The organism is Nocardioides renjunii, from assembly GCF_034661175.1.
Lineage (GTDB): Bacteria > Actinomycetota > Actinomycetes > Propionibacteriales > Nocardioidaceae > Nocardioides > Nocardioides renjunii.
The window spans coordinates 3,894,128-3,915,842 of the sequence record NZ_CP141058.1; the positions used below are offsets into that span (position 1 = coordinate 3,894,128).

22 protein-coding genes are annotated in these 21,715 nt (G+C 72.6%); 9 read left to right on the forward strand and 13 right to left on the reverse strand.

What is annotated here, in order from left to right; all coding sequences use genetic code 11:
- Positions 1-10: 10 nt before the first annotated feature.
- The gene (locus SHK17_RS18700) at positions 11-562 is read right to left on the reverse strand and encodes an antibiotic biosynthesis monooxygenase (protein WP_322920310.1); all 552 of its coding nucleotides are present in this window, start codon (positions 560-562) and stop codon (positions 11-13) included.
- A gap of 131 nt (positions 563-693) precedes the next feature.
- Here SHK17_RS18700 and SHK17_RS18705 point away from each other — a divergent pair, with 131 nt between their 5' ends.
- A complete protein-coding gene (locus tag SHK17_RS18705) occupies positions 694-1,686 on the forward strand; it encodes a sulfotransferase family protein (RefSeq protein WP_322920311.1) in 993 nt (330 codons plus the stop codon).
- On the opposite strand, the gene SHK17_RS18710 is transcribed toward SHK17_RS18705, so the two are convergent.
- Together SHK17_RS18710 and SHK17_RS18715 are read right to left on the reverse strand one after the other, a co-directional pair.
- Positions 1,670-2,548 carry a hypothetical protein gene (locus tag SHK17_RS18710; protein WP_322920312.1) on the reverse strand — a complete coding sequence of 293 codons (879 nt, stop codon included), beginning with the start codon at positions 2,546-2,548 and terminating at the stop codon, positions 1,670-1,672. The genes SHK17_RS18705 and SHK17_RS18710 overlap by 17 nt on opposite strands.
- 50 nt (positions 2,549-2,598) lie before the next feature.
- Positions 2,599-2,868 carry an acylphosphatase gene (locus SHK17_RS18715; RefSeq protein ID WP_322920313.1) on the reverse strand — a complete coding sequence of 90 codons (270 nt, stop codon included), beginning with the start codon at positions 2,866-2,868 and terminating at the stop codon, positions 2,599-2,601.
- An 80-nt stretch (positions 2,869-2,948) separates the two neighbouring features.
- On the opposite strand from SHK17_RS18715, the gene SHK17_RS18720 reads away from it, so the two are divergent.
- The gene (locus tag SHK17_RS18720) at positions 2,949-4,403 is read left to right on the forward strand and encodes an MFS transporter (protein ID WP_322920314.1); all 1,455 of its coding nucleotides are present in this window, start codon (positions 2,949-2,951) and stop codon (positions 4,401-4,403) included.
- Between the two features lie 25 nt (positions 4,404-4,428).
- Here SHK17_RS18720 and purB read toward each other — a convergent pair whose 3' ends face one another.
- From purB to SHK17_RS18740, 4 genes are read right to left on the reverse strand one after another with little or no spacing between them, the layout of a single operon-like run.
- Entirely contained in the window at positions 4,429-5,856 is a 1,428-nt protein-coding gene (purB, locus tag SHK17_RS18725; protein ID WP_322920315.1) for an adenylosuccinate lyase, read from the reverse strand.
- The gene (locus SHK17_RS18730) at positions 5,853-6,419 is read right to left on the reverse strand and encodes a DUF402 domain-containing protein (protein WP_322920316.1); all 567 of its coding nucleotides are present in this window, start codon (positions 6,417-6,419) and stop codon (positions 5,853-5,855) included. The genes purB and SHK17_RS18730 overlap by 4 nt, the downstream gene beginning before the upstream one ends.
- Positions 6,412-7,680: a phosphoribosylamine--glycine ligase gene (gene purD / locus SHK17_RS18735; RefSeq protein ID WP_322920317.1), complete on the reverse strand. Its 1,269-nt coding sequence runs from the start codon at positions 7,678-7,680 to the stop codon at positions 6,412-6,414. The genes SHK17_RS18730 and purD overlap by 8 nt, the downstream gene beginning before the upstream one ends.
- The gene (locus SHK17_RS18740) at positions 7,677-8,960 is read right to left on the reverse strand and encodes an adenylosuccinate synthase (RefSeq protein ID WP_322920318.1); all 1,284 of its coding nucleotides are present in this window, start codon (positions 8,958-8,960) and stop codon (positions 7,677-7,679) included. The genes purD and SHK17_RS18740 overlap by 4 nt, the downstream gene beginning before the upstream one ends.
- Positions 8,961-9,144: 184 nt before the next feature.
- Between SHK17_RS18740 and SHK17_RS18745 the strand changes: the two genes are divergently transcribed.
- Positions 9,145-10,056 carry a diacylglycerol/lipid kinase family protein gene (locus SHK17_RS18745; RefSeq protein ID WP_322920319.1) on the forward strand — a complete coding sequence of 304 codons (912 nt, stop codon included), beginning with the start codon at positions 9,145-9,147 and terminating at the stop codon, positions 10,054-10,056.
- Between the two features lie 16 nt (positions 10,057-10,072).
- Here SHK17_RS18745 and SHK17_RS18750 read toward each other — a convergent pair whose 3' ends face one another.
- Positions 10,073-11,062 (reverse strand): helix-turn-helix transcriptional regulator, encoded by a 990-nt coding sequence (locus SHK17_RS18750; RefSeq protein WP_172267160.1) that lies wholly within the window; start codon positions 11,060-11,062, stop codon positions 10,073-10,075.
- A 187-nt stretch (positions 11,063-11,249) separates the two neighbouring features.
- On the opposite strand from SHK17_RS18750, the gene lysS reads away from it, so the two are divergent.
- A complete protein-coding gene (gene lysS / locus SHK17_RS18755) occupies positions 11,250-12,956 on the forward strand; it encodes a lysine--tRNA ligase (RefSeq protein ID WP_322920320.1) in 1,707 nt (568 codons plus the stop codon).
- Between the two features lie 37 nt (positions 12,957-12,993).
- On the opposite strand, the gene SHK17_RS18760 is transcribed toward lysS, so the two are convergent.
- On the reverse strand, positions 12,994-13,458 hold the full coding sequence (locus tag SHK17_RS18760) for an acyl-CoA thioesterase (protein WP_172267166.1): 465 nt from the start codon (positions 13,456-13,458) through the stop codon (positions 12,994-12,996).
- A 43-nt stretch (positions 13,459-13,501) separates the two neighbouring features.
- Here SHK17_RS18760 and SHK17_RS18765 point away from each other — a divergent pair, with 43 nt between their 5' ends.
- The 4 genes from SHK17_RS18765 to SHK17_RS18780 all read left to right on the forward strand — a co-directional run bounded on the left by SHK17_RS18765 (position 13,502) and on the right by SHK17_RS18780 (position 17,688).
- Complete coding sequence (locus SHK17_RS18765; RefSeq protein WP_322423311.1) at positions 13,502-13,927, forward strand: DUF3151 domain-containing protein; 426 nt, start codon at positions 13,502-13,504, stop codon at positions 13,925-13,927.
- A 93-nt stretch (positions 13,928-14,020) separates the two neighbouring features.
- Entirely contained in the window at positions 14,021-14,305 is a 285-nt protein-coding gene (locus SHK17_RS18770; RefSeq protein WP_253943021.1) for a DUF3311 domain-containing protein, read from the forward strand.
- Positions 14,302-16,053, forward strand: a complete 1,752-nt coding sequence (gene mctP, locus SHK17_RS18775; RefSeq protein WP_172267172.1) for a monocarboxylate uptake permease MctP — start codon at positions 14,302-14,304, stop codon at positions 16,051-16,053. Before SHK17_RS18770 ends, mctP begins: the two co-directional genes overlap by 4 nt.
- A 123-nt stretch (positions 16,054-16,176) precedes the next feature.
- Positions 16,177-17,688, forward strand: a complete 1,512-nt coding sequence (locus SHK17_RS18780) for a DHA2 family efflux MFS transporter permease subunit (protein WP_322920321.1) — start codon at positions 16,177-16,179, stop codon at positions 17,686-17,688.
- An 83-nt stretch (positions 17,689-17,771) separates the two neighbouring features.
- On the opposite strand, the gene fbaA is transcribed toward SHK17_RS18780, so the two are convergent.
- Positions 17,772-18,806, reverse strand: coding sequence for a class II fructose-bisphosphate aldolase (gene fbaA, locus SHK17_RS18785; protein WP_322920322.1), 1,035 nt, complete (start codon positions 18,804-18,806; stop codon positions 17,772-17,774).
- Between the two features lie 121 nt (positions 18,807-18,927).
- Positions 18,928-19,629, reverse strand: a complete 702-nt coding sequence (locus tag SHK17_RS18790; protein ID WP_405030383.1) for a TrmH family RNA methyltransferase — start codon at positions 19,627-19,629, stop codon at positions 18,928-18,930.
- Between the two features lie 52 nt (positions 19,630-19,681).
- Here SHK17_RS18790 and SHK17_RS18795 point away from each other — a divergent pair, with 52 nt between their 5' ends.
- A complete protein-coding gene (locus SHK17_RS18795) occupies positions 19,682-20,428 on the forward strand; it encodes a DedA family protein (protein WP_322920323.1) in 747 nt (248 codons plus the stop codon).
- Between the two features lie 31 nt (positions 20,429-20,459).
- On the opposite strand, the gene pyrE is transcribed toward SHK17_RS18795, so the two are convergent.
- A complete protein-coding gene (gene pyrE, locus SHK17_RS18800) occupies positions 20,460-20,987 on the reverse strand; it encodes an orotate phosphoribosyltransferase (RefSeq protein WP_172267178.1) in 528 nt (175 codons plus the stop codon).
- Positions 20,988-21,021: 34 nt separating this feature from the next.
- Positions 21,022-21,711 carry a class E sortase gene (locus SHK17_RS18805; RefSeq protein WP_172267181.1) on the reverse strand — a complete coding sequence of 230 codons (690 nt, stop codon included), beginning with the start codon at positions 21,709-21,711 and terminating at the stop codon, positions 21,022-21,024.
- Between the last annotated feature and the right edge of the window lie 4 nt (positions 21,712-21,715).

The following is a 21,715-nucleotide window of genomic DNA, read 5'->3' on the forward strand; positions in this document are numbered from 1 at the left end:
AGCCTAGCCCTCACGCGCGGTGCAGCCACCAGCTCATCCGGCGCGTCATCCACGGGAGGAAGACGTACGTCATGAGCGGGGTCATCACCGAGGTCACCAGCACCACGCGCGGCACGAGCGGCCAGCCCGAGATGGTGCGCGAGGCGACGAAGTTGGCGAGCAGGCTCAGCGGCAGGAAGACCATGAAGATGACGACCATCTGCTTCCAGCGGGGCGGCGGCACGGGGGCGGCGCTGAGCGACTCGACCGACGCCGGCTCGTCGAACCAGCCCTCGATGCCCGTCCGCCGCTCGCGGCGCCTCTCCTCCACGCTCCCCTGCGCGGCCTCGAGCCACCACGCCCGCTGCGGGGAGGCCTCCCACGCGGCGAGCGAGTCGGTGTCGGCGAAGCGGTAGAGCATGTGCCAGTCGGCCGAGTCCTCGCTCGGCCGCACCCACCCCGAGCCGAGGAAGCCGTCGAACCGCTCCGCCAGCGACGTCCCGGCCTGCACCCACGCCAGCATCTCGCTGGAGCGCGACGGGTCGACGTGGCGGGTCACGGACACGGTGACGGGGGCGGTCATGCGCCCAGTGTCGGGCGATCGACGGCGCGCGGCGAAGCCGACGACGACGAGATCCCGGCCACGTGGCCCGTGGCGCGCAATTGTGCAGTGACCTAGTCTACAAACACACCCTTGCCACCCCCGGAGCCACCATGACCCGAGCCCCGCGCCCCGACTTCCTCGTCATCGGCGCCCCCAAGGCCGGCACCACCGCGCTGCACGCGGCGCTCGCCCAGCACCCGGACGTCTTCGTCACCGACCCCAAGGAGCCGAAGTACTGGCTCTGCGACGGCGCCCCTCCGCCGGCGTGGTGCGGGCCCGGCGACAAGCACTCGCAGCAGGAGTGGATCTGGCGCGCCGACCGCTACTTCCGGCTGTTCGAGCCCGCCGCCGACCAGCAGGTGCGCGGCGAGAGCACGCCCTTCTACCTCTGGAGCCGCGGCGCCCACCGGCGCATCGCCGAGGACCTCCCCGAGGTGAGGCTCGTCGCCGTGGTCCGCGATCCCATCGACCGCGCCTACAGCAACTGGATGCACCTCTGGTCCGACGGCCTCGAGCCCGTCTCGGACTTCGCCACCGCGCTCGAGCGCGAGGACGAGCGGGTCCGCGCGGGCTGGGCGCCGTTCTGGCGCTACCGCGAGCTCGGCCGCTACGGCGAGCAGCTCCAGCACCTCCACCGCTACGTCGACCCGCAGCGGATCCTGGTGGTCCGCTACCGCGACCTCGTCGACGAGCCGCGAGCGACGGTCGACCGGGTGAGCCGGTTCCTCGGCATCCGCGAGGGGCTCGTGGAGTCGATCCCGCGCGACAACTCGCGCGGGTTCGTCCCGCCGGGGTGGCGCCCCAAGGTCTTCGGGCCGGTCGTGCGGAGCGGCGCCCGCCTCGGCCAGTTCGCGCCGCCCCAGGTGTGGCGACGCCTCCACCCGCTGTCGATCGGCCTGCTGAGCGACCACGCCGAGGCCGCCCGGCCGAGGCTCGACGCCGTGCACCGCCAGCGGCTGGTGGACACGTACGCCGACGACATCGGCCTGCTGAGCGAGCTCACCGGTCAGGACTTCGAGGACTGGCTCTCACCCGAGAGCCGCGGCTCCTACGCGGAGCGGGCCGGCAGCGCGACGGTGACGTCGATCAGCGCACGCAGGTGACGAGGTCGTGCGCGCCGTCGTCGCGCGCGGCCTCGACGTAGTAGCGGACCCGGCCGTCCGGCAGCGGCACGGCGGTGGCGTAGCGGAAGGCCCCGTCGGAGTGCGGCGAGGCGATCGGCGGGTGGTCGAGGCGGGTCACGGCGGTCCCGTCCCAGGTCGCCACCCCGGTGGTCTCGAACCAGTTGGACTCCGCGTCCGGGCGACCGTCGTAGAGCACCGTCCCGTCGGGCAGGACCGCGCTGACCCGTGCCCCGCGCGCGTCCCACTCACCGTCGCGGCCGGCCAGCACCTCGCCGTGGTCCTCCCACGTGAGACCGTCGGGGCTGGTGAGCCGCCGGGTCGTCATGCGGTCCTCGTGGCCGGGCTCGTCGAGCGGGTGGCAGCACAGCCACATCTCGTAGCCGTCGTCGCCCACGGTGATGACCGGGTCCTTCACGCCGGTGTGCGCGTCACCCGCGTGCACCCGTCGGCGTACGCCGTCGGCGAGCGCCTCCACGGTGTCGGCCGTGAGGCTGTCGACCCACCAGTGCTTGGAGCCCGGCGTCGCGCACGAGAGGTAGAGCCGCCACCCGCCCTCGCGGAGCGGCACGAGCACGGGGCGCTCGAACGACTCGGCACCGAACGCCTCCCGCGCCACCTCGGCGACGGGCTCGAAGGCGACGCCGTCGGTCGAGCGGGCCACCACGACGGCGACGCCGCGGCCGTCGGTGAGCGGACGTCGCACGCGCCAGGTGAGCCAGAAGACTCCGTCGACCAGGACGGCGCTCGCCGCGCCGGCCCAGTTGCCGGCGCCGGGGCCCGGCGCGGGCACCACGACCTCGACGTCGTCGTAGGAGGGCAGGGTCGCGGTGGCCGTGGTCATGCGGACACGATAGTCGACAAACCCAGTCGAGTTTGGCGACCGCGCCGGGCTCAGCCGGTCACGTCGAACGAGGCCGCGCCCGTGGGCGTCGCCGCGCGCACGGCGACGTCGCCGACCTTCGCCGTCGAGGGGCCGGAGGCGCACCAGGCCACCAGCGCGTCCACGGCATCGTCCTCGCCCTCCGCGTGCAGCAGCACCGAGCCGTCGGGCTCGTTGCGGACCCACCCGGCGACGCCGAGCGAGCGGGCCTGCTCCTGCGTGTACCACCGGAACGAGACGCCCTGGACCAGTCCGGTCACCCGCGCCTGGATCGCCTTCATGCCCCCATCATGCGACCTTCGACGAACGTTTCCCGGACCACGGTCCGAGCGCCGTGGGGCCCGGTGGCAGGCTGGCGACGATGACCCAGCGCGAGCAGGCGGACGGCGCCGCCACCGACGAGCCGGCGTACGAGCCGGACCCACGCCGCTGGCGGGTGCTCGCGGTGTCCCTCGTGGTGGGCTTCATGTCGCTGCTCGACGTCACCATCGTCAACGTCGCGGTCCCCTCCATCCGCGAGAGCCTCGAGACGTCCGCGGCCACCATCCAGTGGGTCGTCTCCGGCTACGCCCTGGCGTTCGGCATGACCCTCGTCGCGGGCGGGCGGCTCGGTGACGCGCACGGGCGACGCCGGATGATGACGATCGGCCTGATCGGCTTCATCGTCTCGAGCGCCGCCGTCGGGCTGGCCCCCAACGCGGCGGCCATCGTCATGGCCCGGCTGGCGCAGGGCGCCAGCGCCGGCCTCCTGACGCCGCAGAACTCGGGCCTCATCCAGCAGCTGTTCCGCGGCGAGGAGCGCGGCCGCGCCTTTGGGATGTTCGGCTTCACCGTCGCGGTGGCCTCGGCGACGGGGCCGTTGATCGGCGGAGCGCTGATCGGCCTGCTCGGCGAGGAGAACGGCTGGCGGTCGCTCTTCCTCATCAACGTCCCGATCGGTCTGGTGGCGCTGGTGCTGATCCGGCGACTCGTGCCGGACAACGACGCCGGGACCGCGGGCACCGACGCGACCGAGCGCGACACCCGTGTCGACCTGCCGGGCGCCCTGCTGCTCGGCCTCACCGTCCTGTCGGTGCTCTACCCGCTGATCAGCCTGGAGGCCGGGGCCGGCCTGCCGCTGCTGCTCCTGCTCGCCTTCCCGCCCCTGGCCTGGGCCTTCGTGCGCTGGGAGGTGCGCACCGTGCGCCTCGAACGGCCGCCGCTGCTGGACGTGTCGCTGCTGCGCGGCCTGCCCGGCTACGCCAACGGCCTGCTGGTCGGGACGCTCTACTTCACCGGGTTCACCGGCATCTTCCTCGTGCTCTCGGTGCACCTCCAGGACGGCGAGGGCTTCTCGCCGCTGCAGGCCGCGCTGCTGATGACGCCGTTCGCGGTCGGCGCGGCGACCACCTCGCCGCTCGCGGGCCGGCTCGTCGGGCGCATCGGGCGCCGGATCACGCTGCTGGCGCTGTCGGTGATGATGACCGGCACGGCCCTCGCGGCCTGGCTGGTCACGTCACCGTCCGACTCGCTGTGGTGGACCCTCGCCCCCGCGATGTTCCTCGCCGGCGTGGGCGGTGGCGGGGTGATCTCGCCCAACTTCACGCTCACCCTCGCCGAGGTGCCGCCCCGGATGGGCGGCGCCGCGGGCGGGGCGCTGCAGACCGGCCAGCGCATCGGGTCCGCGCTGGGGGCGGCCCTGCTGATGACCGTCTACCAGGCCGTCAGCTCGGTCGCGTCGGCGCCGGTCGCCGCGCGCTCGGCCCTGCTCGCCGCGCTCGCCGTGCTCGCGGTCGCCCTCGCTGCCGCCGTACGGTCCTGGCGGCTCGGGGACTGACCGCAGCCGGGCCGGAGAGCCTGGGTCAGAGGATCGCGCCCGGGACGTACGCCGCCGCGTCGGGGTGGCGGGCCGCGAGGGCCTCGACCCGGGCGACGACCGCACGGGTCTGGGCCACCGCGGCGCCGGTGAACTCGATCGGGTCGGCGACGAGTGCCTCGATCTGGTCGCGGGTCAGCCCCAGCCGCTCGTCGGCGGCGAGCTTGGCGAAGACGTCGTTGTCGGCCTGGCCGCCGCGCATCGCGAGTGCGGTGCCGACGGCCGCCTCCTTGATCGCCTCGTGGGCGGCCTCGCGGCCGACCCCGTTGCGGACCGCGGCCATCAGCACCTTGGTGGTGGTGAGGAAGGGCAGGTAGCGGTCCAGCTCGCGCTGGATGACGGCCGGGAAGGCGCCGAACTCGTCGAGCACGGTGAGGAAGGTCTGGAAGAGCCCGTCGGTGGCGAAGAACGCGTCGGGCAGGGCGACCCGGCGCACGACGGAGTCGGAGACGTCGCCCTCGTTCCACTGGTCGCCGGCGAGCTCGCTGACCATGGAGAGGTGGCCGCGCAGGACGACCGTGAGCCCGTTGACCCGCTCGCACGAGCGGCTGTTCATCTTGTGCGGCATCGCCGAGGAGCCGACCTGGCCCTCCTTGAACCCCTCCGTCACCAGCTCGTTGCCGGCCATCAGCCGGACGGTGGTGGCGAGGTTCGAGGGGGCGCTGACCAGCTGGACCAGCGCGGACACGACGTCGAGGTCGAGGGAGCGGGGGTAGACCTGGCCGACGCTGGTGAGGACCTCGTCGAAGCCGAGGTGGGCGGCCACGCGCTGCTCGAGGTCGTCGAGCTTGTCGGCGTCGCCGTCGAGCAGGTCGAGCATGTCCTGGGCGGTGCCCATCGGCCCCTTGATGCCGCGCAGCGGGTAGCGGGCGAGCAGCTCCTCGACCCGCTGCACCGCGATGAGCATCTCGTCGGCGACCGTGGCGAAGCGCTTGCCGAGGGTGGTCGCCTGGGCGGCGACGTTGTGCGAGCGACCGGCCATCACGGTGGTCTCGTGCTCGGCGGCGAGCCGGCCGAGGCGGACCAGCGCGGCGACCGCGCGGTCGCGGACCACCTCGAGCGAGCGGCGTACCTGCAGCTGCTCGACGTTCTCGGTGAGGTCGCGCGAGGTCATGCCCTTGTGGACGTGCTCGTGGCCGGCGAGCGCGGAGAACTCCTCGATCCGCGCCTTCACGTCGTGGCGGGTGACCCGCTCGCGCGCGGCGATGGAGTCGAGGTCGACCTGCTCAAGGACCGCCTCGTAGGCCTCGACGACCCCGTCGGGCACGTCGATGCCGAGGTCGCGCTGCGCCTTGAGCACCGCGACCCAGAGCTGCCGCTCGAGGACGATCTTGTGCTCGGGCGACCAGATCCGGGCGAGGTCGGCGCCGGCGTAGCGGGTGGCCAGCACGTTGGGGACGGTGGGGACGCTCACGGCGCGATCCTCCCATCCGCGGGGGACCAGTCGTCCCACGGCGCCCACCAGCGGTCGTCGCGGTCGAGCAGGTCGGCGACCTCGCCCGCCGCGGTCAGCACCCCGAGCAGCTCGTCGTGGGTGATCCGGCCGTTGGCGAGCGTGGGCGCGAGGTCCTGCACGTCCTTCCACCGCCACGCGCCCTCGCGCGGGATGACGATGTCGAGCTGGAGGTCGTTGACGTCGATCCCGTCGGCGCCCCGGACGTAGGGCGTCTCGAAGTTGACGTAGGCCGACCGGAAGCCGGTGTCGTCGAAGAACCGCCACACGGAGTACCAGTCACCGACGCGGCGCAGCTTGAGCACCGTGGTGCCCTGCCAGGCGTCGAGGTGGCCCCACGGGTGCGGGAACGGGTGCTCGGGGAACGTCAGGGCCGTGCCGTCGCGCTGCAGGGTGGCCAGCACCCCACCCTCGGCCGGGTCGTCGGAGACGGCCGTCTCGGTCCACGACGCCCACTCCGCGCCGTGCAGCACCTCGCGCACGCGCACGTCGGCGCCCGGGTCGAACCGTGGCTGCTCAGCCACGGGACAGGGCGCCCTCGACGACGCCGAGCGGCTCGGCGGCGATGTCGCGCCGCCACTGGGCGCCGGGGAAGCTGATGGTCCTGATGCCCTCGTACGCCTTGGCGCGGGCGTCGGCGACGTCCGCCCCGGTCGCGCGGACGGCGAGCACCCGCCCGCCCGCGGTCACCAGCCCGGCGTCGGTGCGCGCGGTGCCGGCGTGGATGACGTCGACGTCGGTCTCGACCGTGAGGGTCTCGGTGCCGACGACGACGTCGCCGGTGCTGGAGCCCTCGGGATAGCCGGCGCTGGCCATCACCACGGAGACGGCGGCACCGGCCGCGAAGGTCGGCTGGGGGGCGGTCGACAGGTCTCCGTCGGCGGCCGCCCTGAGCAGCGCGCCCAGCGGCGAGGTGAGCAGCGCCAGGACCGGCTGCACGTCGGGGTCGCCGAAGCGGCAGTTGAACTCGATGACCTGGGGGCCGCTCGCGGTCAGCGCGAGCCCGACGTAGAGGCAGCCCACGAAGGGGGAGCCGAGGCGGCGCATCTCGGCGAGGGTCGGTGCGACCACGTCGGCCATGACCGTCTCGACGGTGCCCGCGGGAAGCCACGGGAGCGGCGAGTAGGAGCCCATCCCGCCCGTGTTGGGGCCCCGGCCACCGTCGAAGACGCGCTTGAAGTCCTGGGCCGGGAGCAGCGGGCGCCCCTGCGTGCCGTCGCAGACCACGAACAGCGAGAACTCGGGCCCGTCGAGGAACTCCTCGACGACGACTCGCGCGCAGCCCGCGGCGTGGGCCAGCGCCTCGTCGCGGTCGCTCGTCACGACCACGCCCTTGCCGGCGGCGAGGGCGTCGTCCTTGACGACGTACGGGGCGCCGAAGGCGTCGAGCGCCGCGGCCACCTCCTCCGGCGACGTGCAGGTGCGTGAGCCGGCCGTGGGCACGCCCGCGGCGGCCATCACCCGCTTGGAGAAGTCCTTCGAGCCCTCGAGGCGGGCGGCGTCGCCCGACGGGCCGAAGACCGCGATCCCGGCGGCGCGTACGGCGTCCGCGACGCCGGCGACGAGCGGAGCCTCGGGACCTATGACCACGAGGTCCGCGCCGATCGAGGTGGCCAGCGCCGCGACGGCCGGCCCGTCCATCGGGTCCACCGCGTGGAGGGTGGCGACCTCGCCGATCCCCGGGTTGCCGGGGGCGGCGTGCACCTCGGTCACCGCCGGGTCGCGCGACAGCGCGAGGGCGAGGGCGTGCTCGCGTCCGCCGGTGCCGACGACGAGCGTCCTCACCCGTGCACCACCACGGTCTGCTCGCGGCCGGGGCCCACGCCGACGCCCCAGATCGGGGCGCCCGACATCTCCTCGAGCGCCTGGACGTAGGCCTGGGCGTTCTTGGGCAGCTCGTCGAACGAGCGGCACCCGGAGATGTCGCTCTGCCAGCCCTCGAAGTACTCGTAGACGGGGGTGGCGTGGTGGAACTCGGTCTGCGTCATCGGCATCTCCTCGACGCGCTGGCCGTCGATCTCGTAGGCCACGCAGACCGGGATCTGCTCCCACGCGCCGAGGATGTCGAGCTTGGTGAGGAACAGCTCGGTGAGGCCGTTGACCCGGCTGGCGTAGCGCGCCACGACGGCGTCGTACCAGCCGCAGCGGCGGGTGCGGCCGGTGGAGACGCCGATCTCGCCGCCGAGCTGCTGGAGCTGGACGCCGTCGTCGTCGAAGAGCTCGGTCGGGAACGGTCCCGACCCGACGCGGGTGGTGTAGGCCTTGATGACGCCGACGACCCGGTCGATGCGGGTCGGGCCGATGCCGGCGCCCACGCACACGCCGCCGGCGACCGGGTTGGAGGACGTGACGAACGGATAGGTGCCGTGGTCGACGTCGAGCATCGTCGCCTGGGCGCCCTCGAAGAGGACGGTCTGGTCGGCGTCGAGGGCCTTGTTGAGCAGCAGCGAGGTGTCGCACACCATCGGGCGCAGCCGGTCGGCGTAGGACAGCAGCTCCTCGACCACCGCGTCGACCTCGATGGCGCGACGGTTGTAGACCTTGGTCAGCAGGTGGTTGCGGACGTCGAGCGCCGCCTCGACCTTCTGGGTCAGGATCTTCTCGTCGAAGAGGTCGGCGATGCGTACGCCGACGCGGTTGATCTTGTCGGCGTAGGCCGGGCCGATGCCGCGGCCCGTGGTGCCGATCTGGTTCTTGCCGAGGAAGCGCTCGGTGACCTTGTCGATCGTGGCGTGGTAGCTCGCGATCACGTGCGCGTTGGCGCTGACCTTGAGGTCGGCCACCTCGACGCCGCGGGCGATGAGCCCGTCGAGCTCGCGGAAGAGCGCCTCCGGCGAGACCACCACGCCACCGGCGATGACCGAGGTGGCACCCGGCGTCAGGATGCCGCTGGGCAGCAGGTGGGTGGCGTACTTCTCGCCGTTGATGACGATGGTGTGGCCGGCGTTGTGTCCGCCGCTGGTGCGGACCACGTAGTCGATCGGGTCCGTGGTGGCCAGCAGGTCGGTGGCCTTCCCCTTGCCCTCGTCGCCCCACTGGGCGCCGAGCACGACGATCGCGGGCATCTCAGCCCTCCTCAAGTCACGTCAGCAGATTGGTGAGCAGTCGGTCAGCATGGTGCGGGTGTGTGAAATGGCAAGTGCCCCGGGCACAAGGCGCCGGGGCTCTTGCGGCGCCACGCTACCGCACCTCGGGGACCGCGCCGTGCGGGTGGACTGCGGCCCGCCGACGGTGGGCTAGTGTCCGGCCGTGCGTTCGCTTCTCGTGATCACCAATGCCGAGGCCGGTACCTCCGACGAGGAGCGCCTGGCCTCGGCCCTCGACGTGCTTCGCGAGAAGGCGTCGGTGGAGGTCGCGAGGACGACCAACCCGGGTGAGCTCGACGGCGTGCTGCACCGGGCCGGCGGACGTACGGTCGTGGTGGCGGGCGGCGACGGCAGCATGCACGCCGTCGTGACCGCCCTGCACCGGCGCCACGAGCTCGCCGAGGCGACGCTCGCGCTGCTGCCGATGGGCACCGGCAACGACTTCGCCCGCGGCAACGACATCCCGCTCGACATCGAGCAGGCCGCCCGGCTGGTGCTGTCCGGTCGCCCGCGACCGGTCGACCTCATCATTGACGAGACCGGCAGCGTGGTGGTCAACAACGTCCACGTGGGCGTCGGGGCGCAGGCCAGCCGCAAGGGCGCCAAGTGGAAGGGCCGTCTCGGCGCGGTCGGCGTCGGCAAGGTCAACCTCGGCAAGCTCGGCTACCCCATCGGCACGCTCCTGTCGGCCTTCCACCCGCCGAGCTGGCGGCTGCGCGTGGAGCTCGACGGCACGGTCGTCAACGACGTCGACCGCCCGGTGCTGATGGTCGCGATCGGCAACGGGAGCAATGTCGGCGGCGGCACGGAGCTCAACCCGGACGCCGACACCGAGGACGGCCTGCTCGACGTGATGATCAGCCGCTCCGTCGAGCCGCTCGCCAAGCTCGGCTACGTCGCCCGGCTGCGCAAGGGCGAGCACGACGAGCGCGACGACGTCGTCACGCTGCGCGGGAGGTCGGTCAAGGTCAGCGGCGACGAGTTCTGGCTGTCCGCGGACGGCGAGATCTCCGGACCCGAGCGCAGCCGGAGCTGGCGCCTGGAGTCGGCGGCGTACTCCATGATCCTGCCCTGACGCGCTCCGCGAGCCGTCAGAGCCAGCCGCGGCGCACGGCCTCCACACCGGCCTGGAAGCGGGTCTCGACGCCGAGCTCGGTCATCAGCCCGGCCACCCGGCGACGGACCGTGCGCAGCCCGATGCCGAGCTTGCGCGCGATGACCTCGTCGGTGGCACCGGCCATGAGCTGCTCGAGGAGGAACTGCCGCTCGTCGGGACGGCCCCGGCCCGCCTCGAGCTCCGGCACGGGGGCGGCCCGCGACCAGAGCAGCTCGAACCACAGGGTGAGCGCGGCGACGATCGAGCGCTGGCGCACGTGCACGCGCGGCTCGTCGGAGAAGCCCAGCGGCTCGGGCAGCACCGCGTGGGCGTCGCCGAAGATGAACATGCGCGTCGAGACCTCCGACATCACCCGCACCTGCTCGCCGAGGCGGGCGCGCGTGCGCAGCGCCTCGGGCGCCTCGTCGAGGGCGCGGACCGGGTAGATCGCCCGGGACCGCCGCCCGGTCGCCATCGCCTCGGCCAGCACCTCGCTCACCCGCGACTCCCGGGGCATGGCCCACGCGTCGGGGCGCAGCCACAGCATGTCGCCGCGGCTCGTCCGGATCATCAGCTGCAGCAGCTCGAGCGGGTTGCCGCCCGAGCTGAGCTCGCCGTCGAGCGGGTGCACGTCGGTGAGGTCGCCCTCGTCGGGGCGGGTGGCCGCTGCGACCAGGTGCGGCATCGCCGCGGCGAGCTCGCCGAGACGGGCGGCCGACAGCGCGGCCTGCCGCGACTCCTGCTGCACCAGCGCGGAGAGGGCCTCGGCGAGGGGCGGCACCACGATGCGGTCGCCGGTGAAGGTGACCAGCCCGAGCTGCTGCAGCGGTGCCAGGGCGCGCAGCAGCTGGGCGGGCGGCTGCTGCACCAGGCGGGCGGCGCCGGCGACGGTGTGGCCCGACACGGGGACCAGGCGGAAGTAGAGCTGCTCGGCCCGCCGGTCGAGGCCGAGGGCCGCCAGCACCGAGGACGGGTCGCGAGCCATGCTGGCAGTTTAGTGCCATCGGCACTCGCGACCTAGGTGGCAGGGACCGGCCACTCCATACTGGGGCCGCCGAGTCGCGTACGGGGGTGTGCGGCAAGGCCTGCTCCGACGGAGCACAGCGTCGGAGTCGCCACGGGGGACGACTCCGGCGCTCCCCTGTCGGCGTCTCACCGATAGCCTTGCGGCCATGGCGCGAGGCAGGCAGCAGGGCGATCCGGTCGACTGGGTGACGCGGGCGGCGGACGACGCCGTACGCCACGCCGGCGAGGGCAAGCCCGTGACCGTCTCGTCCGGCGCCTCGCCGTCCGGACCGGTGCACCTGGGCAACCTGCGCGAGTTCCTCACCACCCACTTCGTCGCCGACGAGCTGCGCCGCAGGGGCATCGAGGTCCGCCACCTCCACGTGTGGGACGACTACGACCGGTTCCGCAAGGTGCCCGCCGGCGTGCCGGCCGAGTGGTCCGAGCACATCGGACGACCGCTGACCGCCGTGCCGGACCCGTGGGACTGCCACGACTCGTGGGCCACGCACTTCAAGGCACCGCTGCAGCAGGCGCTGTCCGACCTCGGGGTGGAGATGGAGGAGATCTCCCAGACCGAGCTCTACGGCAACGGCACCTACCGCGACGACGTCCTCCGCGCCGTGCGCGCACGCCACGAGATCGACGCCGTGCTCGCCCGCTACCGCACCAAGAAGCCCGCCGCGGCCACCGACGCCGAGCCGGGCAGCGAGCTGGAGTCGCAGGAGGCCGCGGCCCTGGCGGACTCGGTGGCCGCCGACGAGGAGACCGGCACGACCGAGCTGGCCCGCTTCCCCTTCAAGCCCTACTGCCGCGACTGCGGCCGCGACACCGTCACCATCACCTCCTACGACGACGAGACGACCGACCTCGCCTACACGTGCGAGTGCGGCGGCTCCTTCGTCACCAACCTCGCGACGCAGGACGAGGGCAAGCTCGTGTGGAAGGTCGACTGGCCGATGCGCTGGGCGCACTACCACGTCGACTTCGAGGCCGCCGGCGCCGACCACGCGACCCCCGGCTCCTCGTTCACGGTCGGGCACGAGCTCGTCGAGCGCTTCTTCGACATGCCGCGGCCCGCGTGGTTCGGCTACGGCTTCGTCGGCTTCGCCGGCGTGCAGAAGATGTCGTCGTCGGCGGGCGGTGTCCCGACCGCGATCGACGCGCTGGAGGTGCTGGAGGCGCCGATCCTGCGCTGGCTCTACGTCCGGCGCGCGCCCAAGCAGACCTTCACCGTCGACTTCGGTCCCGAGGTGGTCCGGCTCTACGACGAGTGGGACGCACTGGCCCGCAAGGCCGCCGACCCCGAGAAGCGCGACGGCGCCGTGCTCGCCTGGGAGCGGGCCGCGCGCGTGGCGTCAGGACCGCTGCCGACCTCGAAGGTCGCCGTGCCGTTCCGCACGCTGTCGTCGGTCGCCGACGTGACCGCCGGCTCGAGCGAGCTGATCAGCCGGGTCATCGACGACCTCGGGTTCGAGCACGACAGCGTCGAGGACCTCCAGCCGCGCCTGGGGCGTGCGATGTCGTGGACCGCGTCGCTGCCGGAGGACCAGCGCACCACGGTCCGCGAGAGCCCGGACACGGAGCGCCTCGCCTCGCTCGGCGAGGACGAGGAGCTGTGGCTGCGGATCTTCCTCGACCGCCTGCCGGACGAGGCCGATCTCGACGCAGTCACGAGCGTCGTCTACGGCGTGCCGAAGGTCGCCCGCGGCCTCGGCTTCAAGGACGCCCCCACCGACCAGGTGAAGGCCGACCAGAAGGACTTCTTCCGGCTGCTCTACAACCTGCTCGTCTCCGCCGACCGCGGCCCGCGGCTGCCCACGCTCGTCGTGGCGCTCGGGCCGGCGAAGGTGCGTCGGCTGCTCGGCGCCTGACGGCCCGGCCCGCTCGCCCCGCGCGGGTCAGCGCGGGTCAGCGCCGGAAGGTCGGCGGCTCGCCGAGGTAGCGCTCGAGGTCGGCGCGCACGGCGTCGCTGATGGGCCACGCGGCCTGTGCCGCGTGGTCCCAGAGGACGTTCACGCACTCCCAGACCGCGGCCGGCGCGCCGCCCGACTCGACGCGCAGCTCGGCCGCGACGGTGAAGGAGGACCGGCCGACCCGCGTCACCCAGAGCGAGGCCAGGAACGGCTGGTAGGGCACGAAGCGCATCTCGCCGTGGTACTCGATCGACTGGGACGCCACCAGCTCGGACACCCCCGGGCCGGCGGCGTGCAGCAGACCGGTCGCCTCCGGCGGGAGGCCGGGCAGGCGGGCGAACCGCAGGAACTCGTAACGCGCCTCGTCGAGCACCCGCACCGCCTCGACGTTGTCGACGTGGCCGGCGAGGTTGATGTCGCGGTAGCGCGCCTGGATCTCGGTCGTGAACGTCTCGCCCATGGCGGAAGTCTGTCCGACCGGGTCCGGGCCTAGGCTGGCGGGCATGACCTCCGGACCCTTCGGCGGCGACCTGATGGCCGGTCCCCCGCCCACCCACCTGCCCGCCGACCCCGCCGACGCCGAGCTCGCCGGAGGCGACGCCCCGGCCGCGGTCGTACGCCGTCACCCGGCGTCGCCGGCCGCCTGGGCCGCGCTGGCGCTGCAGGCCAAGGACGCCGGCGCCGACGACGTGACCGTCTACGCCTACGCGCGCGTCGGCTACCACCGCTCCCTCGACATGCTGCGGCGCAACGGGTGGAAGGGCCACGGGCCGGTGCCGTGGGAGCACGAGGCCAACCGCGGCTTCCTGCGCTCGCTCGCGCTCCTCGCCCTGGCCGCCCGTGCCATCGGCGAGACCGAGGAGTGGGAGCGCTGCTCCACCTTCCTGCGCGACTCCAGCGCCACGGCGGCGGACGAGCTGCTCGGCTGACCTGACCGTTCGTCGCGTCAGACGGACCGCTGGCCGCGACACGGCACCTGCGGGCGGAGTGACGACCGTCACCGCGGGCGTAGGGTCGCGCGCATGAGTCTCGGCAACAACTCCCCTCAGTCGCGCCCGGATCCCGAGGTGCCGCCCACCGACATGCGCAAGATGGCGCTGGCCGGCGTCCTGCTCGCCATCCCGATCGTCGTGCTCCTGTGGGTGCCGCACTACGCGAAGGTGGAGCCGACGCTCTTCGGCTTCCCCTTCTTCTTCTGGTACCAGTTCCTCTGGGTCTTCCTGTGCTCCGCGATGACCTACGCGGCCTTCCGCCTGACGCTCTCGGCCCGCGGCAAGACCTCGCACAAGGCCGGTGAGGACCGATGACCCCCGAGCTGACCGTGCTGGCCGCCGACACCGACGGCGTCAACGGCGTCGCCCTGGCCGTGCTGGTCGTGCTGTTCCTGATCGTCACCGTGGCCGGGTTCATGGCCAGCCGGTTCAAGCGCGCCGACTCCATGGAGTCCCTCGACGAGTGGGGCCTGGGCGGGCGGTCGTTCGGCACGTGGATCACGTGGTTCCTGCTCGGCGGCGACCTCTACACGGCCTACACCTTCGTCGCGGTGCCGGCGGCGATGTTCGCGACCGGGGCGGTGGCCGGCTTCTTCGCGGTCCCCTACACGATCATCCTCTACCCGATCATCTTCATCTTCATGGCGCGGCTGTGGTCGGTGAGCCACCGCCACGGCTACGTCACGCCGGCCGACTTCGTCCGCGGCAGGTACGACGACCGCGGGCTGTCGCTCGCCGTCGCGGTCACCGGCTTCGTGGCGACCATGCCCTACATCGCGCTGCAGCTCGTCGGCATCCAGGCGGTGCTCGAGGTCGTCGGGCTCGGTGGCGGCGACAACATCATCGCCAAGGACGCCCCGCTCTTCATCGCCTTCGCGGTGCTGGCGGCCTACACCTACTCCAGCGGCCTGCGCGCGCCGGCGGTGATCGCGTTCGTCAAGGACATCCTCATCTACCTCGTCATCATCGTCGCGGTCATCTACCTGCCCGGGCAGGTCGGCGGCTGGGAGGCGATCTTCGGGGCGGCCGAGGACAAGATGGACGCCAACAACGCGGCGGCGGTCGAGGCCGGGCTCAACCCGACCTCCTCGTTCGTGCCCGGCTCCGGTGCCTTCTGGGCGTACGCGACCCTGGCGCTCGGCTCGGCCATGGCGCTGTTCATGTACCCGCACTCGGTGACCGCGTCGCTGTCGTCGAACTCGCGGAACACGATCCGCCGCAACGCCTCGATCCTGCCGGCGTACTCCTTCGTGCTCGGGTTGCTGGCCCTGCTCGGCTGGGTCGCCATCGCGGCCGGCACGCAGCCGATCGGGCTCGACGGCGAGCCCAACGCGCAGCTGGTGATCCCGCAGCTGTTCGAGGACATGTTCCCGTCGTGGTTCGCGGGCGTGGCCTTCGCCGCCATCGCGATCGGCGCGCTCGTGCCGGCCGCGATCATGTCGATCGCCGCGGCCAACACGTTCAGCCGCAACATCTACAAGGAGTGGATCAACAAGGGCGCCACCCCGGCCCAGGAGGCGAAGGTCTCCAAGCTGATGTCGCTGCTGGTCAAGGCCTTCGCGCTGGTCTTCGTCCTGACGCTCGACAAGCAGAACGCGATCAACTTCCAGCTCCTCGGCGGCATCTGGATCATGCAGACGTTCCCGGCCATCGTGTTCAGCCTCTTCACCCGGTGGTTCCACCGCTACGGCCTGCTGCTCGGCTGGGCGGTCGGCCTCGTCTACGGGACCGTCGAGGCCTACCAGGTCGTCAACCCGGTCACCGGCAAGCACTTCGGCGGCTCGACGGCCCTCATCCCGGGCATCGGCGAGCTCGGCTACATCGCCGTGACGGCGTTCGTGCTCAACGTGGTCGTCGCCGTCGTGGTGACCGCAGTCATGCGCGCGATGAAGGTCTCCAACGGCCACGACGAGACCATCCCGTTCGACTACTTCGCCGACGCGGACGACCCGCGCGTGCAGAAGGACCTGGTCGAGCACGACGCGGACGTCGCCACCGACGCCCGGGCGCCGCACCACGAGGCCGACGGCGACGACGTACCGGGCAGCACACCGGCCCGCTGACGCCGTACGACTCTACCGGGCGGTGGGTGAGGCAGGTTCTCGACGCGGGGAACCTGCCTCACCCACCGCTGCCCGTCGGACGCCGGCGGAATCGATGTCCGCGGCCCGGTGTTCACTGGGACCGTGACTGCGACCGACGCCCGAGGGACGACCGACCGGACCGACCAGACCAGCCCGTGGCCCGCCCTGGTGGCGCTGTGCATCGGGTTCTTCATGATCCTGGTCGACACCACGATCGTGACGGTCGCGACGCCAGCGATCATCGAGGACCTCCAGGCCGGGGTCAACGAGGTCGTGTGGGTGACCAGCGCCTACCTCCTCGCCTACGCCGTGCCCGTGCTGATCACCGGCCGGCTGGGCGACCGCTACGGCCCCAAGAACCTCTACCTCGTCGGCCTCGTCGTCTTCACCGTCGCCTCGCTGGCGTGCGGGCTCACCTCGACCATCGAGGGCCTGATCGTCGCGCGCGTCGCGCAGGGGCTCGGCGCGTCGATGATGACTCCGCAGACGATGTCGGTGATCACCCGCATCTTCCCGATCGAGCGCCGCGGCTCCGCCATGGCGCTGTGGGGCGCCACCGCCGGTGTCGCGACCCTGGTCGGCCCGATCGCGGGCGGCGTCCTGGTCGACACGCTGGGCTGGGAGTGGATCTTCTTCGTCAACGTGCCGGTCGGCGTGGTCGCGTTCGCGCTCGCCTGGCGGCTGGTCCCGCGGCTGGAGACCAACGACCACCGCTTCGACTGGCTCGGGGTCGCGCTGAGCGGCGCCGGAATGTTCCTGCTGGTCTTCGGCATCCAGGAGGGCGAGCAGTACGACTGGTCGACGATCGTCGGGCCCATCACGGTGTGGTCGCTGATCGTCGCGGGCCTGGTGGTGCTGGCGCTCTTCGTGCTGTGGCAGGCGCGCAACCGCGACGAGCCGCTGGTGCCGCTGAGCCTGTTCGCCGACCGCAACTTCTCGGTGTCCAACCTCGCCATCACGACCGTGTCGTTCGCCTTCACGGCGATGGGGTTCCCGCTGATGCTGTGGGCCCAGCTGGTGCGCGGCTACTCCCCCACCCAGGCGGGCCTGCTGCTCGCGCCGATGGCGATCACCTCCATCCTGGCCGCACCCGTGGCCGGGCGGCTCACCGACCGGGTGCACCCGCGGGTGTTGACGCTGGGCGGGTTCGCCGGCCTCGGGGTGGCGCTGCTGGTCCTGCAGGCCGTCCTCACGCCCGACACCCCGCTGTGGCAGCTGGTCGCGGCGTTCGCGCTGATGGGCGTGGGCAGCTCGTTCCTCTGGGGCCCGCTGGCCACCACGGCCAACCGCAACCTGCCGCCGCAGCGTGCCGGCGCCGGCTCGGGGGTCTACAACGCGACGCGCCAGGTCGGGGCCGTCCTCGGCTCCGCCGCGATCGCGGTGCTCATCGACGCCCGCCTCGCGGCCAACGGGCTGACGTTCTCGCCCTCCGAGGGCTCGGCCGGTGGCGGCACGCTGCCGGCGCAGGTCGCCGAGCCGTTCACCGAGGCGATGGCGCAGTCACTGCTGCTCCTGCCGGCGGTGCTGCTGCTGGGCCTGCTGGCGGTGGTCTTCTTCGAGCGGCCCCGCCACTTCGCCGCGCGTCCGGGCACCGAGGAGACCTCCGCGGCCTGAACGCGGTCGAGCGGTGGCCCAGCCACGTTCCGCGTGAGTGGAACGTGGCCCGGCCACCGCTCGGTCCGGGGTCCGGGCGGGACTCAGCCCGCGAGCGAGGTCCCGGCGGAGCGCAGGTGCTGGCACGCCTCGACGATGCGCTCGGCCATGCCGGCCTCGGCGGCCTTGCCCCAGGCGCGCGGGTCGTAGGCCTTCTTGTTGCCGACCTCCCCGTCGACCTTCAGCACGCCGTCGTAGTTGGCGAACATGTGGGCCGCGACGGGGCGGGTGAAGGCGTACTGCGTGTCGGTGTCGACGTTCATCTTCACCACGCCGAAGTCGACGGCGTCGCTGATCTCCTGGGCGGTCGAGCCGGACCCGCCGTGGAAGACCAGGTCGAAGGGCCGGTCGTCGGCGCCGCGGCCGAGCTCGGAGGCGGCGGCCTCCTGGGCGATCTTGAGGATCTCGGGGCGCAGCTTGACGTTGCCCGGCTTGTAGACCCCGTGCACGTTGCCGAAGGTGAGCGCGGTCAGGTAGCGGCCGTTCTCGCCGGCGCCGAGCGCCTTGATCGTGGCGACCGCGTCCTCGGGGGTGGTGTAGAGCTGGTCGTTGATCTCGTTGGCGACGCCGTCCTCCTCGCCACCGACCACGCCGACCTCGATCTCGAGGATGATCCGCGCGGCCGCGCACTTGGCCAGCAGCTCCTCGGCGATCTGGAGGTTCTCCTCCAGCGGCACCGCGGAGCCGTCCCACATGTGCGACTGGAAGAGCGGCGCCTCGCCGCGGGCGACCCGCTCGGCGGAGATGTCGAGCAGCGGGCGCACGAAGCCGTCGAGCTTGCCCTGCGGGCAGTGGTCGGTGTGCAGCGCGATGTTGACGGGGTAGTTCTTGGCGACCTCGGCGGCGTAGGCGGCGAAGGCGACCGAGCCGCTGACCATGTCCTTGATCGACGGCCCGGAGAGGTACTCCGCACCACCGGTGGAGACCTGGATGATCCCGTCGGAGCCGGCGTCGGCGAAGCCCTTCAGCGCGGCGTTGAGGGTCTGGGAGGACGACACGTTGATGGCCGGGTAGGCGAAGGACTTCGACTTCGCGGCGTCCAGCATCTGCGCGTACACCTCGGGGGTGGCGATGGGCATCGGAGATCTCCTCGTGAGCGGCTCGTACGGTCCGGCAGGCGTTGCCAACCCTAGTGGCTACCGGCCAGTCGCGATCCTCGCCCGACGGCGTCTCACCACGTGACGACCGGCCGGTCGCGGCCTACCCCCGCCAGGCGTCCTCGCCACCGAGGTCGGCGTGGGCGCGCACCCAGCCGTGCATCGCGATGGCCGCGGCCGCGCTGGCGTTGATCGAGCGGGTGGAGCCGAACTGCGCGATCGAGAAGGTGGCGTCGCAGACCTCCCGCGCGGTGGCGGAGAGCCCCGGCCCCTCCTGCCCGAACAGGAAGCACACCCGCCGCGGCAGCTCCATCGTCTCGAGGTGCAGCGACCCGGGCAGGTTGTCGATGCCGAGCAGCCGCACGGGCTCGCCGTCGGGCGTCGGCAGGTCGTGGAGGTACGCCGCCAGGCCGGCGGCGTCGGCGTGGTGGCGGACGTGCTGGTAGCGGTCGGTGACCATCGCCCCGCGCCGGTTCCACCGCCGGTTGCCGACGATGTGGACCTCGGCGGCGAGGAAGGCGTTGGCGGTGCGGACGATCGTGCCTATGTTGAAGTCGTGCTGCCAGTTCTCGATCGCGACGTGGAAGTCGTGCCGCCGGGTGTCGAGGTCGCTGACGATCGCCTCGAGCGTCCAGTAGCGGTAGCGGTCGATGACGTTGCGCCGGTCCCCGTCGCGCAGCAGCTCGGGGTCCCAGTGCGCGCCCTGAGGCCACGGGCCCTCCCAGGGCCCCACCCCGACCTCGGGCGGGCCGTGCGGCATCGGGTCGTACGGCGCCCGCTCCTCGTCGCCGGATCCTGGCTGCATGGGAGCACCCTAGGCAGGCCCGGACGGGGCGCCGCTGGCTAGGGTGGCGCCCGTGAGCGCACTGGGGGACCTGCCTGCCGTCGTACTGCCGATGCTCCTCGGCATCGACTGGATGGACCCCAACTGGCTCCTGGACCGCTTCGGCGCCGAGCTCTTCTGGATCAGCCTGGCCATCGTCTTCATCGAGTGCGGGCTGTTCTTCCCGGTCCTGCCCGGCGACACGCTCCTGTTCGCGCTCGGCCTCTTCATCGCGACCGAGCAGCTCGACCTCGTCCCGGGACCGGCCTTCGCCGAGCTCCTGGTCGTGATGGCCGCGCTCGTCGCGGCCGGCTTCCTCGGCAACGTCGTCGGCTACGAGATCGGCCGCAAGCTCGGACCACCGCTCTACGAGCGCGACGGCAGGATCATCAAGCGCAAGTACTTCGACCAGACGACGGCGTTCTTCGACCGCCACGGCAACAAGGCGCTGGTCATCGGCCGCTTCGTCCCGTTCGTGCGCACCTACATCACCGTCGTGGCCGGGGTGACCCGGATGGACCGGCGCCGCTTCTTCCTGTGGAGCCTGGTCGGCGCGGTGCTGTGGGTGGCGTCCATCTGCCTGCTCGGGTTCTTCCTCGGCGACGCGTTCCCCGCCCTCGGCGAGAGCATCGACAAGCTGATCATCGCGATCCTGGCGTTCTCCGTCGTGCCGATCGCCATCGAGTGGGTACGCCACCGGCGCACCCACGCACCGGGCGCCGAGGTCGGCCCCCACGACGGCGGGCCGGACCGCGACATCACGGGCCGCGACCTGGACTGACCGGCCGGCCCTGCCCGCGTGCGGGCCACCGTCAGCGGTGGACGGAGTCCAGGTCCGCGCGGGTGAGCACGGAGCGGACCTCCAGGCCGACGTCGGCCAGGGGGTCCTCGCCGGCCGGTGAGCGGTCGATGGCGCAGACGACCACCTCGACCGTCGCGCCGGCGTCGCGCAGCGCGCGGGTCGCGTCGCGCACGGCACCGCCCGTGGTGATGACGTCCTCGATGACGGTGATGCGGCGGCCCGCCACGTCCGGGCCCTCGGCGAGCTTGCAGGTGCCGTACTCCTTGGCCTGCTTGCGCACGAAGAGCGCCGGCAGCCCGGACTTGGCCGACACCATGGTGGCGATCGGGATGCCGCCCAGCTCGAGTCCGCCGAGCAGCTCGGTGTCCGGCGGCAGCAGGTCGAGCATCCGTGTGGCGACGCGGTCGAGCAGCGCCGGCTGGGCCTCGAAGAGGTACTTGTCGAAGTAGGTGTCGGCGACCTGTCCCGACCTGAGGGTGAACTCCCCGGTCAGGCGGCAGGCCGCGTCGATGTCGCGTGCGAGCGTCTCGTCAACCACGCCCGCAGCCTAGCGACGCGGCCCGTCGCCGGCGTCACCGTCCGGTCGGCTCCCGCGACGCCAGGTGGCCGAACGCCACCAGCCGGTCGTCGGTGTGGAACAGCTCCGAGCAGGTGGTGACGGTGATGAGCCGCTGGCCCGGACGCTGCTCGGGCTGCACACCGCCCTCGGGGTTCGCAGGGAGGTCGTCGAGCACCCAGCCCGCGGTGAACGGCACCGTCAGGTCGTCGCCGCCCGTGTCGAGGACGTAGCGGTAGGTCCACCGCGGGGTCTCGACCAGCACCTCGTCGCCGGGCTCGAGCTCGGGCATGTCGCGCAGCGGCTCGCCGTGCGTGACCCGATGGGCGGCGATCGCGAAGTTGCCGAGGCCCCCGGCGGCCGCCGCGTCCGTGAAGCGGCCGAAGCCCGCCGCGAGCACCTCGTCGTCCGTCCCCTCGAGCAGCGGCACGGCGTAGTCCTCGCCGAAGCGCGGGATCCGCACGATCGCCGTCATCGCGCCGTGCTCGGTGAAGGTGACCTCCTGCGCCGGTGCGGTCCCGTCGACCTCGGCGGCCCGGTCCCACTCACGCCGGGCACCCTCGACCAGGTCGCGGTGGGTGCGCTGCGCGACGACGTTGGTCCCCCACACCTGCCACGCCACCCAGCCCCCGAGCACCAGCCCGGCCACGACCAGCACCGCACCCAGCACCCCCGTCCAGCGGGCTCGGGCGGAGGCTGCGGACATGCCC

Bases quoted from the DNA above. Each gene is read 5' to 3' on its own strand.
- SHK17_RS18710 (WP_322920312.1), bottom strand. From the start codon at position 2,548: ATGACCACGGCCACCGCGACCCTGCCCTCCTACGACGACGTCGAGGTC.
- fbaA (WP_322920322.1), bottom strand. From the start codon at position 18,806: ATGCCCATCGCCACCCCCGAGGTGTACGCGCAGATGCTGGACGCCGCG.
- SHK17_RS18705 (WP_322920311.1), top strand. From the start codon at position 694: ATGACCCGAGCCCCGCGCCCCGACTTCCTCGTCATCGGCGCCCCCAAG.
- SHK17_RS18760 (WP_172267166.1), bottom strand. From the start codon at position 13,458: ATGGGCGAGACGTTCACGACCGAGATCCAGGCGCGCTACCGCGACATC.
- SHK17_RS18790 (WP_405030383.1), bottom strand. From the start codon at position 19,629: ATGCAGCCAGGATCCGGCGACGAGGAGCGGGCGCCGTACGACCCGATG.
- SHK17_RS18715 (WP_322920313.1), bottom strand. From the start codon at position 2,868: ATGAAGGCGATCCAGGCGCGGGTGACCGGACTGGTCCAGGGCGTCTCG.
- SHK17_RS18765 (WP_322423311.1), top strand. From the start codon at position 13,502: ATGACCTCCGGACCCTTCGGCGGCGACCTGATGGCCGGTCCCCCGCCC.
- mctP (WP_172267172.1), top strand. From the start codon at position 14,302: ATGACCCCCGAGCTGACCGTGCTGGCCGCCGACACCGACGGCGTCAAC.
- SHK17_RS18805 (WP_172267181.1), bottom strand. From the start codon at position 21,711: ATGTCCGCAGCCTCCGCCCGAGCCCGCTGGACGGGGGTGCTGGGTGCG.
- SHK17_RS18720 (WP_322920314.1), top strand. From the start codon at position 2,949: ATGACCCAGCGCGAGCAGGCGGACGGCGCCGCCACCGACGAGCCGGCG.
- SHK17_RS18740 (WP_322920318.1), bottom strand. From the start codon at position 8,960: ATGCCCGCGATCGTCGTGCTCGGCGCCCAGTGGGGCGACGAGGGCAAG.
- SHK17_RS18750 (WP_172267160.1), bottom strand. From the start codon at position 11,062: ATGGCTCGCGACCCGTCCTCGGTGCTGGCGGCCCTCGGCCTCGACCGG.
- SHK17_RS18700 (WP_322920310.1), bottom strand. From the start codon at position 562: ATGACCGCCCCCGTCACCGTGTCCGTGACCCGCCACGTCGACCCGTCG.
- lysS (WP_322920320.1), top strand. From the start codon at position 11,250: ATGGCGCGAGGCAGGCAGCAGGGCGATCCGGTCGACTGGGTGACGCGG.
- SHK17_RS18770 (WP_253943021.1), top strand. From the start codon at position 14,021: ATGAGTCTCGGCAACAACTCCCCTCAGTCGCGCCCGGATCCCGAGGTG.